We start from the raw sequence: 16,209 nt of genomic DNA, 5'->3' as shown, positions 1-16,209 counted from the left end.
TATTTAAGTATCACCTCTTTTTCGTAAGCAATCAAGTCATACGGAAGAGGCTGATGATTATTGCTCATTATGGTCATTATTATAAATATGAGGAGTCACTGAGTGTTTTAACCGGTAAGAGTATGTTATCCTTTGAAAGGAATCATTAACCAATAGTTCCTATGAGGCTACTTAAAAGGAGGATTTATTATGAGAAATATTCAAGATCGCCACCGCTTATGGTCGGAACACCCCTATTTCGATGAAGAAACACGGCATGAACTAGAACAAATTACCGATCCACGAGAAATTGAGGATCGCTTCTATATGGATTTAGAGTTTGGTACCGGTGGTTTAAGGGGAGTTATCGCGGCTGGAACAAATCGCATGAACAAGTATGTCATTCGGAAGGTGACCCAAGGGTTAGCAGAGTGTGTCTGCGATCATGGACCTGAGGGTATGAAGCGTGGAGTTGTTATCGCCTACGATTCTCGAAGATACTCAGCAGAATTCGCACTTGAGGCTGCCTTGGTTCTGACCAAAAACGGAGTCAAAGTTTATCTCTTTGATGCGCTTCGCCCGACACCGGAGCTTTCGTTTGCGGTTCGGCAGCTACATGCTTTAGCTGGGATTGTTGTGACGGCTAGTCATAACCCCAAAGCCTATAACGGCTATAAAGTATATTGGGATGACGGTGGGCAAGTGCCTCCGTTGAAAGCGGACCAAATTCTTTCACGTATTGAAGCCCGAGAGAATTGGTTAGGGATTGAGCCTATGGCATTGGAAGCTGCCAAGAAGAGCGGTCTTTTAGAAATAGTAGGCGAAGAAATCGACCAGACCTATCTTGCCCGTGTACGAGAACTTGCACTACATCCGGATCTCGATGTCCAAAAAGGGGGAGACCTCCGTATAGTCTATACACCGCTACACGGAGCAGGGAATAGTCTCGTCCGCAGGGCATTGGCTGAACTCGGTTTTGGTTCGGTTACCGTTGTTCCAGAGCAAGAGCTGCCCGATCCAGAATTCACGACTGTTCCGTATCCCAACCCAGAAATCCCGGCAACGTTTGAACTCGCCCGAAAATACGGACTTGAGACTCAGGCCGACCTTTTATTAGCCACTGATCCAGATGCAGATCGTTTAGGCGTAGTCATACGTGATCCTCAAGGGAACTATATTCAGCTCACGGGAAATCAAATTGGAGTCTTGCTAACCTATTATATCCTGTCCCAAAAAAAGGCTCTAGGAACCCTTCCCGAAAATGCTACCATTATTAAAACAGTGGCCTCAACAGATTTGGCGGATGAGGTTGCCAATTCGTTCAACGTCCGTGTAGAAAATGTACTAACGGGTTTTAAATTTATTGCAGAAAAAGAAAAAGAGATGGAAGAAGGCGACTGGGGGACATTTCAGTTTGGATTCGAAGAGAGTTACGGATATTTAGCGGGCGATTTCGTTAGAGATAAAGATGGAATTATTGCCTCAGTCCTTCTAGCAGAAGCGGCCCTCTATTACCGACAACTTGAAGGACTTACCCTGCTTGATCTCCTTGAGCGCATCTATGAAGAATTCGGCTACTACCTTGATGACCAAGAGTCTCTCGCTCTAGAGGGCATCCAAGGTAAAGAAGAGATGACGCGAATTATGGATTCGCTTCGCCAGGAAGAGATTCTAGAACTCAATGGAATTTCCATTGAGAAAGTCGATGATTATGAAAAACGAGTCGGTAAAAACCTGATAACTGGGCAAACATATCCTCTCACGCTTCCACGTTCGAATGTCTTGCGTTTTTCCTTTGAAGGTGGGGGATTTGTTATGGTACGCCCTTCAGGAACCGAACCCAAGATTAAATTTTACTTCTCAGTAAAAGCAAACACTCTCCAAGAAGCTGAGAATACCCTTCGTAACCTGAAAGAAGAAGTTATGCACCGTATAGCCCAAATACGATCGGTCTGACAAAAAGGAGAGTTATCTCAATGTTAAAACAGGACCGCTGGTTTGCCGTCATTAATCCGCATTCAGCCAATGGAAGTACGCGGAAACGGTGGCCTGAGTATTTAAAACGACTAGGAGAAGAAGGATACCCCATTGATTTTGAGTACACGACAGGACCTGGCGATGCAACTCATATTACGAAAAGGATTTTGAAGGAAGGGTATAGGAAGGTTATCTCGGTCGGAGGAGACGGTACCATGAATGAAGTGGTTAATGGTTTTTTCTCTGATGGTCAACTGATTAATCCTGAAGCTGAACTTGCCATTTTTTCACACGGTACTGGAAGTGACTTAATACGCTCATTGCAGATTTCTAAAGGGATTGATCCCTTCCTTGAAATCTTACGACAGGGGCGAAAACGCACAGTTGATGTTGGGGAAGTTCTCTTTCATGATAACTTTGGACAGCAAACTCACCGCTATTTTCTTAATGTTGCAGATGTTGGTTTGGGTGGAGAGACGGTCGCTCGTGTAAACCAGCAAAGCAAACTGTTAGGAGGAAAATTATCCTTTCTAATGGGTTCGATCCTGAGTATACTTCGCTATCATAATAAAGTAATGTTCTGTGAAATTGATGGAAAACTAATTTTTGAGGGACGCCTAAATAGCATCATGGTTGCGAACGGTAGGTATATCGGCGGAGGCATGATGATTGCGCCTCAAGCAGAACTTGATGATGGATTATTCGATATTGTCATTTTAGGGGATTTTTCAGCTTTGACGCTCTTAAGACATTTGCCTAAGATCTATCAGGGGACTCATCTCAAAATTCCGGGTGTCAAAGTGTATCGTGGTCGTTTCGTTGTCATCACTTCAACTGAAAAAGCACTACTTGATATTGACGGGGAACAACCCGGACAAGCACCACTCACTTTTGGCCTTCTTCCCAAAATCCTCCGTGTCTGGGGGTAAACTTAACGATAAGGGGCTGTAACAAAACTTATTTTCCAGTTTGTTACAGCCCCGTTTTAATCGTGAATTCCATATCAATAAAGGTTAAGGAAAACTTGGCAGGCTCCAGGCTTAGCGAAGGCGGCCGCCTAGTTGCACTTATGCCACCCCAAAGTTATACTTTCTGTTTGGTACAAAAAAATGTCTGACCTTTATTGACCTTCGCGAGAAAAGGGAATATAATCTAATTGTCAAGGAGAAAATACTCCAATATATCCCATGAAAGACCCACTTGTAGTAGTTTACTGAGGAATAGTTTAGCAGGACGCACATGAGTATATGAGGTGAGAATATGGATTTTAAAGATTATTATGTCAGTCTCGGTGTTTCACCAGATGCGGATGACAAAACAATAAAGAAAGCCTTTCAGAAATTAGCCAAAAAGTATCACCCGGATGTTAACCCGGGGGACAAGGCAGCCGAAGCTAAATTTAAAGAAGCCACGGAAGCTTATCAAGCTATAGGCGATCCCGAGAAACGGCGTAAGTACGATGAACTACGGCAGGACTACCAACAATGGCAGACCCGTGGAGGACGTGGAGATTATAATTGGGAACGTTGGCAATCGAATCCTGAGGGTAGGGGTGGCCAGCAAACCTATACAATGTCCCCAGAAGATTTCGCAGAAATGTTCGGCGGCATGGGAAATTCGGGCGGATTTAATGGATTTGGAGGGGATGGCTATTCCGACTTTTTCTCGAACCTCTTTGGAGGGGGTGGAGGGCAAGGGCGCGGGTTTAGCGGAGGCCCTGCCGGAGGACGTGCCCGCACGGGACAAGATCTTGAAGTCGAAGTTCAGTTGACCCTCGAAGAGGCCTATCATGGAACGACACGTGTCGTACGTACCGGGGAAAAGCAAATCGAGGCTAAAATTCCGAAAGGAGTACGAACTGGTTCAAAGGTACGGCTAGCTGGTCAAGGCGGTCCTGGGATTGCAGGCGGTCCGGGGGGGAACCTCTATTTAAACATTACAGTAAGTCCGCATACCCGATTTGCCCGCGATGGGGATAACTTGAAGGTCGATCTACCAGTGGACTTCTACAAAGCAGTTTTAGGTGGAGATGTTAGTATCCGTACTTTTGGTGGGGAAGTTCGTCTTAAAATTCCCACGCTTTCTCAAAGTGGGAAAAAGTTTCGCTTAAAAGGTAAAGGTATGCCAAATTTAGAACACCCGAACCAATATGGGGATCTCTTTGCCGAATTATCGATCGTTCTTCCAGAAGATATGAGTCCCCAAGAAGTTACGGCCCTTCGTGACTTGGTGGATAAACGAAAGGACGTTATTAAATAGACTACTTGTGGCCCACTACGACTAAACCTAACTTTAAAAGGAGTGAAAGATTATGTCTTTTGATACTAACCGTTTTACCCAGAAATCTCAGGAAGCAATCACAAATGCCCAAAATAGTGCGGAACGTAACGGAAACAGTCAGGTAGAGCCGGAACATCTTTTACTCGCCCTTTTGGAGCAAGGGGATGGTGTCGTTCCCCAAGTACTGACTAAATTAGATATGGCGGTTGGCGTACTCATCAAAACTATTCGGCAAGAGATTAATCGCTTGCCCCGCATTAGCGGCGGAAACGTGCAACTAGTCATTTCCCCCCGCTTACGAACGGTATTAGTAGCAGCTCACGATGAGATGGCCCCCTTTGGTGATGAGTACGTTAGCACTGAACATTTACTGTTGGCTATTTTCGGAAAGGGCGGGGGGGCTGCCGAACAGATTCTTAAACAAGCTGGTCTGACTCGAGATAAATTACTTCAGGCTTTACGAGAAGTCCGAGGAACCCAACGTGTCACGAGTCCAAATCCTGAAGGCACCTATGCAGCCCTCGAACAATATGGGCTAAACCTTGTGGAGCAAGCTCGGCGAGGACGGCTTGACCCAGTCATTGGTCGTGACGAGGAAATCCGCCGAGTCATTCAGACCTTATCCCGTCGTACAAAAAACAATCCGGTGCTGATTGGGGAGCCAGGGGTCGGCAAAACGGCGATTGTTGAAGGGTTAGCCCAGAGGATTGTGCGGGGGGATGTTCCAGAGGCGATCAGGGGTAAACAAGTTATATCTCTGGATTTGGGAACTTTAATCGCCGGGGCCAAGTATCGAGGAGAATTCGAAGAACGTTTGAAAGCGGTGCTCAAAGAAATTCAAGACCGCAATGACGTGATCTTGTTCATCGACGAATTGCATACCGTGGTAGGAGCGGGGGCTGCTGAAGGAGCAATGGATGCTAGTAATATGCTAAAACCAATGCTTGCCCGCGGAGAACTAAGCATGCTCGGAGCGACGACACTGGCTGAATATCGCAAGCATATTGAGAAAGATGCTGCACTGGAACGGCGCTTCCAACCGATCATGGTAGAGGCACCCAGTGTGGAGGATACCATCTCAATCCTCCGCGGTCTTAAAGAACGCTATGAAACACACCATGGTGTTCGAATTACAGACGGAGCAATCATTGCTGCTGCTGTGCTCTCAGATCGCTATATTAGTGATCGTTTCCTTCCGGATAAAGCGATTGACCTGATTGATGAAGCTGGAGCACGGATGCGCATGGAAATTACCAGCGATCCCTATGAATTAGATCAAATTAAACGCCGGATGATGCAACTGGAAATCGAGCGAGAGGCTCTAAAGAAAGAAAAAGATGATGCCAGTAAGGAACGTTTAGGCAAGATTGAAGAAGAGTTGGCCAACCACAAAGAAGAACGTTCCGGAATGGAAGCTCAATTACAAGGTGAACGTGAAATTCTTGTTCGAATTCAACAACTTAAAGAGGAAGTCGACCGTTCACGGACCCTAATGGAACAGGCCCAACAGCAATTGGACTATAATAAGGCCGCAGAACTCCAGTACGGCATAATTCCAAAGTTGGAAAAGGAACTTCAAACGACAGAACAAAAACTTCAAGCCAAGAAAAATACTTTATTAAAACAAGAAGTGGTAGAGCAAGACATCGCTGAAATCGTGGCAACGTGGACCCATGTCCCAGTCTCTAAGCTATTGGAAAGTGAAATGGAAAAACTCGTCAATATGGAAGATCGCATTCATCAACGGGTCATCGGTCAAGAAGACGCTGTTCGAGCTGTAGCGGATGCCGTACGCCGTGCCCGTGCCGGGTTACAAGACCCGAATCGGCCTTTAGGCTCTTTCCTCTTCTTGGGTCCGACTGGCGTCGGTAAAACCGAGTTGGCAAGGGCATTGGCGGAATTCCTCTTTGATGATGAGCAAGCTATGGTCCGAATTGACATGTCTGAGTATATGGAAAAACACACCGTGGCACGACTCATTGGAGCCCCTCCAGGATATGTGGGGTATGAAGAAGGAGGACAACTAACAGAAGCCGTTCGGCGAAAACCGTACAGTGTTATCCTTTTTGATGAGATAGAGAAAGCGCATAGTGATGTTACGAATGTTCTCTTGCAACTTTTAGATGACGGGCGGTTAACAGATGGTCAGGGGCGTATAGTTAACTTTAAAAATACGGTGGTCATTTTGACCAGCAATATTGCCAGCCCGTCTATTCAAGAACTGGCTCGACGCAGCGCCACCCAAGAAGAAGTTCGCTCCGCCATTCATGAGGAGCTCAGGCATCACTTCCGGCCGGAATTTCTCAATCGCCTTGATGAAGTTATTGTCTTCCATCCTTTAGGACTTGAGCATATCGGACGAATCGTGGAAATTCAACTGGGGCTATTGCGCAAACGCTTGAGCGAACGCAAAATCACACTTGAATTGACGGTGAAGGCTCGAGAGCAACTTGCTAATGAGGGGTATGATCCTGTCTACGGTGCCAGACCGTTAAAACGTGTGATCCAGCAACGTCTACAAAATCCGGTGGCACTTAAACTTCTGCAAGGGGAATTTAAGGAAGGGCAACAAATCCTTGTGGATGTAGACGCTGTGGGAGAGTTTGTGATTCGATAGGACTTCGCATGAAGAAAAGAGAGCCGGTTGGAATACCGTCTCTCTTTTTTGTTTAAAACTTGTCTTATATTCATGGATAAATGTATAATGTAGACGCAATGTTATAACGGTAAAGAGAGGAAATGCACTTGGCTGCAAAAGAATCGATGCGTTTCCCTGTTTGGCAAGGGCAAGAAGGGGAAGGACGTTGTCAAATTACATTGACTCTTATGGATACTGGTAATGGGATTCACGGGCTTCTGACTGGCGGTGAAAAGCCACATGTCGGCGGAGTTGTCCTTGCTCTTCCCCGTCCAAGCCTGGGGGGTAAGGGGTGGAGCGCAGATGTTTATATCACGCCAGTTCCAGGGCATAAAGACGTTAATGTGGCTCGAACGGTAGCTGAAATGTTGGCCCGCGAACTTCGCATTCCGGTAGTCATAACAGCAGGAATTCACTCCGATCACCTTGATCCAGAGGAATTGAGTAAAATTGTAGGTTATTGCGATGCTCTAACACAAATCGCTGTCGCTGCATTAGCTCTATCCTGAACATGAAAAATTATGGTTTAACCACTAACAATAGTTAACTTAGAGGTGAAATTATGCATGCGAATTTACGTCATTTTATAGAAACCCTCCAGCGAGAGAAGCAAATTGTCGAGATTGAGGCAGACGTTGACCCCTATCTAGAGTTAGCAGAAATTCACCGTCGTGTCATAGAGGAAGAAGGGCCTGCTCTGCTGTTCAAGCGTGTTAAGGGAAGCACCTTTCCGGTGGTTACCAATTTGTTTGGAACGCGTCGGCGTGTTGATCTAGCAATCGGACCAAAGCCTGAGGAGACGGTACAACGCGCGGTCTCGGCCTTGCATCGTTTGCTTCCTCCGAAACCTTCCGTACTTTGGCAGGAAAAAGACTGGATCCTTTCATTGGGGAAAAGTGGGCTGCGCTCTGTTAATTCAAAGTCCGCTCCAGTCCTTGAAGTCAGGCAACAGGCCGTGGACTTGACACAACTCCCGGTGCTTACGGGTTGGCCGGAAGATGGTGGTCCCTTTGTCACGTTACCCCTAGTCTATACAGAACACCCCGAGACCAGAGAACATAATTTAGGAATGTATCGTATTCAAATTCATGGCCCAAATCAGACCGGAATACACTGGCAGATTCATAAAGGTGGAGGTTTTCATTATTATGAAGCAGAACGCTTGGGACAAGACCTCCCCATGACTCTTTTCTTAGGAGGGCCACCGGCTCTGATTCTTTCCGCCATAGCTCCTCTACCCGAAATGCTGCCTGAGCTTATCTTCACTTCTTTTTTAATGGGGGACAAACTCACTCGGGTTCAGGTTCCTACCCATCCCCATGCCCTCATTGCCGAAGCAGAGTTTGCCATCTGTGGAACAGTGCCCGCTCACATTCGTAAGCCGGAAGGGCCTTTTGGGGATCATTACGGCTACTACTCCCTAACACATGATTTCCCGGTTTTCAACGTACATAATGTTTACCATCGGCAGGATGCAATTTACCCGGCTACAGTAGTAGGGAAACCCCGTCAAGAAGATTACTTTATTGGTGAATATTTGCAGTCCTTGCTCTCTCCGATGTTTCCAGTGGTCATGCCTGGGGTTAAGGCGCTCTGGACGTATGCTGAAACAGGTTTTCACGCGCTGGCTGCCGCTATAGTAAGGGAGAGTTATCAACGTGAAGCTTTGGCCCACGCCTTTCGAATTTTGGGAGAAGGACAGCTTACTTTGACAAAGTTCTTAATCTTAACTGATGTCCAACTCGACTTGCAAGATTTTAGAACCCTCTTAGAAGCAGTCTTGGCTCGTTTTGAACCGGAATCAGACCTCCTAATTCTCAATGAAACCTCAATGGATACTTTAGACTACACGGGTCGGCGACTCAATCATGGAAGCAAAGCCATAATGCTAGGGTTAGGAACTATCAAACGAGACTTGCCACGTCATATCGAAGGGGGGACGCTCCCGGGCATTAAAGGGCTTAAATCTTTCTGTGCAGGGTGTTTGATACTAGAGGCACCCTCGTTTGATAAAGTGCCTGAACTTGCTAATAACTTGTTACCCCATCTTCAAACTGAACTATTCAAGGATTGGCCCCTGGCTATTTTGGTCGATGATCTAGCCCTTGCCTCAGATCCAACTGGTTTCCTCTGGCAGGTCTTTACTCGTTTTGACCCCGCACATGATATTTATGCCAGAACAGAGGTGAACCGGCACAGTTTAGTATACCATGGCCCGATTTTGATCGATGCCCGGATGAAACCGGGTTATCCTGGAGAAGTACTTCCGGACGAAGCGACTGTGAATCTCGTCGATCGACGCTGGAAAGAGTATGGACTAACCCGCCGTTCTTGAATCTATCTTTATTTATTTGTAGTTTTTTAAGATGGTTCTTCAGATGAGATTATTGAAGGCTCTAATAATCCCATGACCTTTTTCAAATCACCGATGGCCTGATTTATCAATGTTTGAAGTTCTGTTTTCTGTTCAGCTAACCGTTGTATTTGTTCGTCAATTTGGATGATTTCCATCCGTTTTTCGATCAGCATCGTCTCTACTTCAAGTTCCTTTGATTCTGAAATACGATTTGCTTCACTAAGCACAGTTTCACTTTCACTACGGGCAGATTGCATAAGCTCATCTGCCTGTTTGGTGGCTTCTTCCTTCACCTGATTAGCTATGCGTTGGGCGCTCAGAAGGGCATCTCTTAGGTCCATTTCAATCGTTTCATAGTACTTGAGCCGATTTCCCCATTCGGAGTTCTGTTCCCGCAAGCTGTTAATTTGTAAGCGCAGTTCTTTGTTCGCTGCACTGGCTTCAGAAAACTGACGGTCTATTTCTGCCCACGCTTGATCGACAGCTTCCGAATCATACCCACGGATAACTCGCTTAAAGTCTGGTGTTTCCAAATTCTAAAGCCTCCTTTTCCACTCTTTATTATAATGTATCATTTTCTAAGCTTTTCGTGTAGTGCCATTCGTCCCAAGAATATGGTACTTTGTGGTTTGTTTTTATTAATACGATTACAAATTTATCTAGAATACTAATAATAAAAAGACCGTGCATAATTTGCGGTCTTTTTGCACATCCTGAAACTGTTATTTGGAATAGCTTTTAAAAAAGGAGGGACTTAAAATGCAACTAAATGAGACGGAAATGAAGAAAATCCTCGACCAAGGTATGATAACCCGAAGTATTATTGAAAGCGAAACTGCCATGAAAAAATGCCAGATGTACAATGAAATGGCAAAAGACCCTGCTGTTAAAGGATTTTTTAAAGAACAAGCCAAAGGATTAGAAGACGTTGTAGGATATTTTAACAAAGGGATGAGCGATCTACAATAGAAAGGGGGCTTCTGAAAATGAGTCAATTTACGGACTTGGATATGCTCTATGATTATGAAAAAGACGCTGCGAGTGCTGCAATGGGATATATGACATTGGCCACTCGTGCACATCATGGTGACCTGAGACAGATCTACTTACGGTTAGCTAACGAAGCGACCAATGCCCATAGTAAAGTCAGCAAGTTGATTAATCAAAGTGGTGGCATTGCCTAAGTAATAAGCAATGCTACGTTAAAGAAACCGGGAACAATTGTTCCCGGTTTCTTTATTTCCACCAACCTGAAATTCGATCATCGTTAATTTTAGTAAAGGAATAGATTGTAGCTTCATTAATCCTAAAGAGTTGTTGTCCAAAACGAACAATGCCCTTTTCTGTATAATACTGAAGTGCAAAATCTTCTTCTGCATGATAATTGGAGGGTATGCGATGTAAAGTAACATATTGTACTTTTTGATTTTCCAGAGAGACTAAGGCTTGTTCTGATGAAGTTAGAGGAGTCGCACGCTGTAAGTTACGCATCAACTCCTGGATTTTTCCTTTGTTAGTATAGTAATAAGGATGAAATGGATCATCACTATTCAACATACCCAGCATCGTAATTGCATGAGGCCTAAGCTCTCTGTTAGGGACATTAAGCGTTTTGAAAGGATCAAGCCAACTTTCTTGGTAAATAGGAGGTCCGAAAATAATGGCGGCAACAACCAACAAAACACTTAAACTAAGGGTTATTTTATGCCCTTTCAACCTCGTAAAGCGCATTCGCCAGGAAAAAATAACGGCAGAAAACGAAGGCATCGTTACCCTCCTTTAGCCCGTGAATATAGGCTACCATCTAACCTGCAATTTGGCGTGATCGATAAAGTTCTGTTTTACGCCTAATGCGTTGGATCGCGTTGTCTAAAGACTTTGGATGAAGTCCTAAGTGTTCAGATACTTCACGTTGTTTGAACCCTTGAATGAAATAATGTTCAAATACCAGGCGTTCTAGATTTGACAAGTCCTTATTTAAAGCTTGAATCATTGAATGGGCTTCATCATTAGCGATTACCATTGATGCAGGATCTTCGACGTTGGGTAAAAGTTCTAAAAAACTGGTATCCTCTGACTCTGAAATCGCATTATTTAGGGAGTAAGCTTCATTAAGGTTGGAGTGTTTTTGACGCGTGTATTTACGTATACTATCTATGAGTTTGCGTTTAATGACCATTCTTAAAAAATGAAGAAAAGGGATATCTAAATTTGTGTCATAAGATAATACAGCTCTATAAATCGCAATTCGCCCCTCTTGAATCAGATCCTCATAATCTGCTCGAGGCAAGAAATATTTACACGCTATCATACGGACCTCTGGTTCATAGTGTTGGATAATCTCATTCAATGCTTCTTCATTGCCTGAGCGCGCTGCTTCAAGCATGGTCGTTTCCTTATCCAATGCGCTAATGTTGGAAGTCATGGCGCTCAACTCCTTGCCAAAATATAGACATAACTATCTTTATAAGTCTAATAAAGATTATGCATTTTGACAACGATTACTTTGTGGACAATATTCCACATCCTTACAGCATAAAATGCTATCACGTACAAATAACGTTTAAAAGGATTTGAGCAAATTTGCTGTTTCGATGGCTGTCATTGCAGCATCAAAGCCTTTATTTCCTGCTTTTGTTCCTGCTCGTTCAATCGCTTGTTCTATACTATCGGTGGCTAAGACACCGAAAATTACAGGAACTCCGGTATTTAGGCCCACTTGGGCGATTCCCTTGCTGACCTCATTGCTGACAAGATCAAAATGAGGAGTGGCACCGCGAATAACAGCACCAAGACAAATGACTGCATCGTAGCGTTTAGAATTCGCCATTTTTTGGGCTACAAGAGGAATTTCAAAGGCACCTGGGACCCAGACTAATTCAATATCGTCTTCAAGAACTCCATGTCGACGTAATGCATCAATTGAGCCTCCGACTAGTTTACTTGTGATAAATTCATTAAAACGTGCGGCAATAATTCCAATCTTAAGTCCTTGAGCTACTAAATTTCCTTCATACGTTTTCATCAATCAAACATCCTTTCTTGAGGTGAGTAAAATGTTTTTTAGTGAACGCTTGTTAAATAATGCCCCATTTTCAGCTTTTTCGTGCAAAGATATTTGGAGTTTTCCGGTTTGGACGGTATCTCTACCGGAACTCGTTCCACAACGTTCAAGCCATAGCCTTCGAGGCCTACTATTTTTCGTGGATTATTGGTCATTAAACGTACTTTTGAAATCCCGAGATCGGCCAAAATCTGAGCGCCAACACCATAGTCACGCAGATCTTCCGGAAATCCCAAAGCTAGATTAGCTTCTACTGTGTCTTTGCCCTCTTCTTGAAGCTTATAGGCCCTAAGTTTATTCAATAACCCAATTCCCCGGCCTTCTTGACGCATATAGAGTAAAACACCGCGTCCTTCACGTTCGATTTCTTCTAGTGCGGCAGTAAGTTGGTCTCCACAGTCGCAGCGTAAGGAATGAAAAACATCCCCAGTGAGACATTCCGAGTGAACCCGGACGAGCACTGGATTCCCATCGTCAACCGTACCTTTAACTAACGCTATGTGTTCTTCCCGATCAAGAATGCTGAGATAACCGACGGCTCGAAAGTCGCCAAAACCAGTAGGAAGATTGATGCTGTCAACTCTTTCAATAAGTTTTTCCGATTGGCGTCGATAACTGATAAGATCTTTAAGAGTAATAATTTTAAGATTGTGTTTTTCAACAAAAAGTAACAAATCGGGTACTCTCGCCATAGTTCCGTCTGCGTTCATAATCTCGCAAATCAACCCTGCCGGCTGAAGCCCAGCAAGGCGCGCTAAATCTACAGAACCTTCCGTGTGTCCTGCACGAACTAAAACTCCACCTTCGCGGGCTTGAAGTGGAAAGATATGTCCTGGACGGTGCAATTCTGTCGGTTCACTGTGAGGGTTCGCTAGGATTTTGACGGTTGCCGCACGTTCAAAAGCGGAGATCCCAGTCGAACTTTCTACAGAATCAACACTTACCGTAAAGGCAGTCCCATGGGGGTCTGTGTTTTCAGTGACCATCGGTTCAAGTTGCAAGGCATGGATTCGATCCTTAGTCATAGGGACGCATATGAGCCCACGACCATGGGTTGCCATAAAATTAATGGCTTCTGGGGTTGCCATTTCAGCGGCCATGACAAGATCCCCCTCGTTCTCGCGATCTTCATCATCCACCATAACAATCATTTTACCTTGTCTAATATCTTCCAAAGCTTCTTCAACTGTGTTAAATGACATATATCATTCACTCCTTTAATCTTAAATCGATTTATGACCAATAGATCAAATAAATCCGTGTTCAGCCAAGAAACCAAGAGAAAGATTCTGCTTAGTTTTTCCAGATGCTGCGTTTAGCCCCATAAAACGAGCTACATATTTGCCAATGAGGTCCGTTTCCAAGTTGACGCTTGCGCCAATCCCCTTTAATCCCAGCGTAGTTTCTTTAAATGTATGGGGAATTAGGGAGACCGTAAAATAATCAGCTTCCACATCAATGATCGTCAGAGAAATTCCGTCGATTGCAATCGATCCCTTTGGCAACATAGAGGAAAGAAGGGCAGGAGGGGCGCCGATTTCGTAGACTTGTGCGATGCCCCAAGGGGTAATCTGGCGAATATAGCCGACCCCGTCGACATGTCCACTGACCAAATGTCCCCCTAATCGGGTTTGGAGTTGTAAGGCTCGTTCTAAGTTAACACGGCTCCCGCCTTTAAGTTCAGCTAGATTCGTCTTTGCCAAGGTTTCGGCCATGACATCCACGGTGAATTCACGTTCGCTTTTTCGAATGACGGTTAAGCAGACTCCGTTGATGGCGATGCTATCTCCGATTTGAGTTTCATCAAGGACCTTTCTTCCTTCGAGAGTGAGCTGCCCCGATTCGGGCAAAAGACGAAGAGTTCGAACGATGCCAAGTTCTTCTACAATTCCGGTAAACACTTATATTCCCTCCCAAAGGCATCCTGCATAGTTTTGTTTAGTTAAAATCCAATAATCATAGATAACCTGTAACATGAAGATCGCCAGTTTCCATATCAATTTGAAGATTTTGAAGTGCTTTGGCTTCTGACATAGACTTGACATGTAAACCAGAAAGGGGAGAAGGACCATTTCCTCCCACTAGCTTGGGCGCAATGAAAAGGTCGAGTTTGTCAACCAACTGCTCTTGGATGAGTGAGCCTGCCAGTCCACCGCCCCCTTCTAGTAAGACACTTGTCCAACCGCGACAAACAAGATCCCGCAACAGCTTTTCCAGTGGAACATGTCGTGGCGAGTTATACTGCCAGATTTCGACTTGGTCCAATCTTTTGAGACGTTCAACCTTGACAGCCGAGGCTGCTTGGGTGGTGGCAATGATACAGGGACTGTGTGCTGAGGCAGTAAGCACTTGAGCGTTCTCAGGAAGGCGTAACTGTCCGTCTACAACGAGCCGAATCGGGTCTTTTCCAACGGGAAGACGACAGGTGAGGGCAGGGTTATCCTGGATGACTGTTTCACTGCCGACTAGGATGACATCATAGCGATCACGTAGTTGATGGGCATAATGCCGTGACTCTTCATTACTAACCCAACGGGAATTTCCCGTCTCAGTAGCAATTTTGCCATCCAAGGTCATTGCTGTTTTATAAACAACAAAGGGTAATTCTGTGGTAATTGCCTTAATAAAGACTTCATTCATGGTAGAGGCTTCTGGTAACAAAAGACCCACGTCTACCTGAATTCCGGATTTACGCAAGCGGTCTATACCTCGACCGGCGACAAGTGGATTGGGATCTTTCATGGCCACGACAACTCGTTTGATTTCGGCACTTATCAGAGCGTCGGAACAAGGTGGTGTGCGGCCAAAATGCGAACATGGTTCCAAGGTCACATAAGCCGTGGCACCGCGTGCCAAATCTCCGGCAGCTGCCAGAGCGTGCACTTCCGCGTGAGGAGTCCCTGCCTTTAGGTGATACCCTTCTCCGACGACCTGTTCATCGTTGACGATAACACACCCCACTAGAGGATTCGGACTCGTTCTGCCCCTTGCCTTTTCCGCCAACTCAAGTGCTCTTCTCATATATTTTTCATCGTTGAAATTAGAAGAACTTGATTCGTGCATGTAAATTTCCTTTCTTAGAAATTAGGAGTTAGTGTCTCCCAAAAACCGTAAAAATAGAAAATAAAAAAACACCCGTTTTTCTCTAGGTGTTGGGTCAAAAAGTCACAGCTCAAAAAAAGCGCACATACGCTTATTCCTGGTGTTCCTCTTCTCATCCAGACTTTACTGTCGGCCCCGGAATGACACCGGGTCTGCCAAAAGGCTCGCGGGCTTTACCGCCGGTAGGGAATTTCACCCAACCCCAGAGGATTATTGCAGTTTATTAAATTAGTTTATAGTTTACTCTTTAGTTTTGATTTTAGCAACCCTATTATTTTCCATGTAAGGCGAGAAACTCATCGCGCAGTAAACCCATGAGAATAACGTCGTGATAGTTTCCCAGTACGAAACGCGCCTTGCGCTGGCGTCCTTCAATCTTGAAACCGACCCTTTCATACGCCTTAATCGCCCGGATATTTTCGTCCCAAGTATCCAGTGATATTCGATGGAAATTCCACTGGGTAAAAAGGAACCGTGCAAACGTAATTAATGCATCTGTGCCATACCCTTTGCCCCAATATGTTTTATTTCCAACAACAATGAAGAGGGTAGCAGATTGACCTGGAATGTTAAGTTCTTTAAAGCCTATTGTTCCAATGAGTAAATCGTTCTCATCCAAAATGGCATAGCGGTAGGTATCCGGTGAACCGTCAAGAAACTTAGCTGCGATCTCATCTTTGCTCAAGAGTGTATTTAGCGGCCAAGCGCCACTCGACCATAGATTAACCTCTTGGTCATTGTACCATTTATACAAAGCGTCAATGTCATCTTCTTCAAGTGAACGGATGGCCGTCTTCTGACCTTTTAGCATTT

16 protein-coding genes and 1 riboswitch are annotated in these 16,209 nt (G+C 44.9%); of the genes, 8 read left to right on the top strand and 8 right to left on the bottom strand.

Annotated elements, in window-relative coordinates; all coding sequences use genetic code 11:
• Positions 1 to 189 precede the first annotated feature (189 nt).
• From DSOL_RS01730 to DSOL_RS01705, 6 genes are all read left to right on the top strand, one after another.
• Complete coding sequence (locus tag DSOL_RS01730; RefSeq protein WP_075363166.1) at positions 190 to 1,935, top strand: phospho-sugar mutase; 1,746 nt, start codon at positions 190 to 192, stop codon at positions 1,933 to 1,935.
• Positions 1,936 to 1,955: 20 nt separating this feature from the next.
• Positions 1,956 to 2,885, top strand: coding sequence for a diacylglycerol/lipid kinase family protein (locus DSOL_RS01725; protein ID WP_075363165.1), 930 nt, complete (start codon positions 1,956 to 1,958; stop codon positions 2,883 to 2,885).
• A gap of 331 nt (positions 2,886 to 3,216) precedes the next feature.
• Positions 3,217 to 4,215 carry a DnaJ C-terminal domain-containing protein gene (locus DSOL_RS01720; protein WP_075363164.1) on the top strand — a complete coding sequence of 333 codons (999 nt, stop codon included), beginning with the start codon at positions 3,217 to 3,219 and terminating at the stop codon, positions 4,213 to 4,215.
• Positions 4,216 to 4,267: 52 nt separating this feature from the next.
• Positions 4,268 to 6,853, top strand: a complete 2,586-nt coding sequence (gene clpB, locus DSOL_RS01715) for an ATP-dependent chaperone ClpB (protein ID WP_075363163.1) — start codon at positions 4,268 to 4,270, stop codon at positions 6,851 to 6,853.
• 128 nt (positions 6,854 to 6,981) lie between these two features.
• Complete coding sequence (lpdD, locus tag DSOL_RS01710) at positions 6,982 to 7,383, top strand: prenylated flavin chaperone LpdD (RefSeq protein WP_427854367.1); 402 nt, start codon at positions 6,982 to 6,984, stop codon at positions 7,381 to 7,383.
• 53 nt (positions 7,384 to 7,436) lie between these two features.
• Entirely contained in the window at positions 7,437 to 9,209 is a 1,773-nt protein-coding gene (locus DSOL_RS01705) for a UbiD family decarboxylase (RefSeq protein ID WP_075363161.1), read from the top strand.
• 26 nt (positions 9,210 to 9,235) lie between these two features.
• On the opposite strand, the gene DSOL_RS01700 is transcribed toward DSOL_RS01705, so the two are convergent.
• Positions 9,236 to 9,763, bottom strand: a complete 528-nt coding sequence (locus DSOL_RS01700) for a DivIVA domain-containing protein (protein WP_075363160.1) — start codon at positions 9,761 to 9,763, stop codon at positions 9,236 to 9,238.
• A gap of 226 nt (positions 9,764 to 9,989) precedes the next feature.
• Here DSOL_RS01700 and DSOL_RS01695 point away from each other — a divergent pair, with 226 nt between their 5' ends.
• Positions 9,990 to 10,199, top strand: coding sequence for a hypothetical protein (locus DSOL_RS01695; protein WP_075363159.1), 210 nt, complete (start codon positions 9,990 to 9,992; stop codon positions 10,197 to 10,199).
• Positions 10,200 to 10,216: 17 nt separating this feature from the next.
• Positions 10,217 to 10,414 (top strand): spore coat protein, encoded by a 198-nt coding sequence (locus DSOL_RS01690; RefSeq protein WP_075363158.1) that lies wholly within the window; start codon positions 10,217 to 10,219, stop codon positions 10,412 to 10,414.
• A gap of 52 nt (positions 10,415 to 10,466) precedes the next feature.
• Here DSOL_RS01690 and DSOL_RS01685 read toward each other — a convergent pair whose 3' ends face one another.
• The 7 genes from DSOL_RS01685 to DSOL_RS01655 all read right to left on the bottom strand — a co-directional run bounded on the left by DSOL_RS01685 (position 10,467) and on the right by DSOL_RS01655 (position 16,207).
• Positions 10,467 to 10,997: a hypothetical protein gene (locus tag DSOL_RS01685; RefSeq protein WP_075363157.1), complete on the bottom strand. Its 531-nt coding sequence runs from the start codon at positions 10,995 to 10,997 to the stop codon at positions 10,467 to 10,469.
• Positions 10,998 to 11,034: 37 nt separating this feature from the next.
• On the bottom strand, positions 11,035 to 11,655 hold the full coding sequence (locus DSOL_RS01680; protein ID WP_075363156.1) for a sigma-70 family RNA polymerase sigma factor: 621 nt from the start codon (positions 11,653 to 11,655) through the stop codon (positions 11,035 to 11,037).
• Between the two features lie 138 nt (positions 11,656 to 11,793).
• Positions 11,794 to 12,255, bottom strand: coding sequence for a 6,7-dimethyl-8-ribityllumazine synthase (gene ribH / locus DSOL_RS01675; protein WP_075363155.1), 462 nt, complete (start codon positions 12,253 to 12,255; stop codon positions 11,794 to 11,796).
• A 38-nt stretch (positions 12,256 to 12,293) separates the two neighbouring features.
• The gene (locus tag DSOL_RS01670; RefSeq protein WP_075363154.1) at positions 12,294 to 13,496 is read right to left on the bottom strand and encodes a bifunctional 3,4-dihydroxy-2-butanone-4-phosphate synthase/GTP cyclohydrolase II; all 1,203 of its coding nucleotides are present in this window, start codon (positions 13,494 to 13,496) and stop codon (positions 12,294 to 12,296) included.
• A 45-nt stretch (positions 13,497 to 13,541) separates the two neighbouring features.
• On the bottom strand, positions 13,542 to 14,195 hold the full coding sequence (locus DSOL_RS01665) for a riboflavin synthase (RefSeq protein WP_075363153.1): 654 nt from the start codon (positions 14,193 to 14,195) through the stop codon (positions 13,542 to 13,544).
• A 55-nt stretch (positions 14,196 to 14,250) separates the two neighbouring features.
• Complete coding sequence (ribD, locus tag DSOL_RS01660) at positions 14,251 to 15,357, bottom strand: bifunctional diaminohydroxyphosphoribosylaminopyrimidine deaminase/5-amino-6-(5-phosphoribosylamino)uracil reductase RibD (RefSeq protein WP_075363152.1); 1,107 nt, start codon at positions 15,355 to 15,357, stop codon at positions 14,251 to 14,253.
• Positions 15,358 to 15,496: 139 nt separating this feature from the next.
• Positions 15,497 to 15,610: riboswitch (FMN riboswitch) on the bottom strand.
• 57 nt (positions 15,611 to 15,667) lie between these two features.
• Positions 15,668 to 16,207 carry a GNAT family N-acetyltransferase gene (locus DSOL_RS01655; RefSeq protein WP_075363151.1) on the bottom strand — a complete coding sequence of 180 codons (540 nt, stop codon included), beginning with the start codon at positions 16,205 to 16,207 and terminating at the stop codon, positions 15,668 to 15,670.
• Positions 16,208 to 16,209 lie beyond the last annotated feature (2 nt).

This window comes from Desulfosporosinus metallidurans (genome assembly GCF_001936615.1).
GTDB lineage: Bacteria > Bacillota > Desulfitobacteriia > Desulfitobacteriales > Desulfitobacteriaceae > Desulfosporosinus > Desulfosporosinus metallidurans.
This window is presented reverse-complemented; position numbering and strand designations above follow the sequence as displayed.

Coding starts and splice junctions, on each gene's coding strand:
- DSOL_RS01730 (WP_075363166.1), top strand. CDS start 190: ATGAGAAATATTCAAGATCGCCACCGCTTATGGTCGGAACACCCCTAT.
- DSOL_RS01725 (WP_075363165.1), top strand. CDS start 1,956: ATGTTAAAACAGGACCGCTGGTTTGCCGTCATTAATCCGCATTCAGCC.
- DSOL_RS01720 (WP_075363164.1), top strand. CDS start 3,217: ATGGATTTTAAAGATTATTATGTCAGTCTCGGTGTTTCACCAGATGCG.
- clpB (WP_075363163.1), top strand. CDS start 4,268: ATGTCTTTTGATACTAACCGTTTTACCCAGAAATCTCAGGAAGCAATC.
- DSOL_RS01705 (WP_075363161.1), top strand. CDS start 7,437: ATGCATGCGAATTTACGTCATTTTATAGAAACCCTCCAGCGAGAGAAG.
- DSOL_RS01695 (WP_075363159.1), top strand. CDS start 9,990: ATGCAACTAAATGAGACGGAAATGAAGAAAATCCTCGACCAAGGTATG.
- DSOL_RS01690 (WP_075363158.1), top strand. CDS start 10,217: ATGAGTCAATTTACGGACTTGGATATGCTCTATGATTATGAAAAAGAC.
- DSOL_RS01685 (WP_075363157.1), bottom strand. CDS start 10,997: ATGCCTTCGTTTTCTGCCGTTATTTTTTCCTGGCGAATGCGCTTTACG.
- DSOL_RS01680 (WP_075363156.1), bottom strand. CDS start 11,655: ATGACTTCCAACATTAGCGCATTGGATAAGGAAACGACCATGCTTGAA.
- ribH (WP_075363155.1), bottom strand. CDS start 12,255: ATGAAAACGTATGAAGGAAATTTAGTAGCTCAAGGACTTAAGATTGGA.
- DSOL_RS01670 (WP_075363154.1), bottom strand. CDS start 13,496: ATGTCATTTAACACAGTTGAAGAAGCTTTGGAAGATATTAGACAAGGT.
- ribD (WP_075363152.1), bottom strand. CDS start 15,357: ATGCACGAATCAAGTTCTTCTAATTTCAACGATGAAAAATATATGAGA.
- DSOL_RS01655 (WP_075363151.1), bottom strand. CDS start 16,207: ATGCTAAAAGGTCAGAAGACGGCCATCCGTTCACTTGAAGAAGATGAC.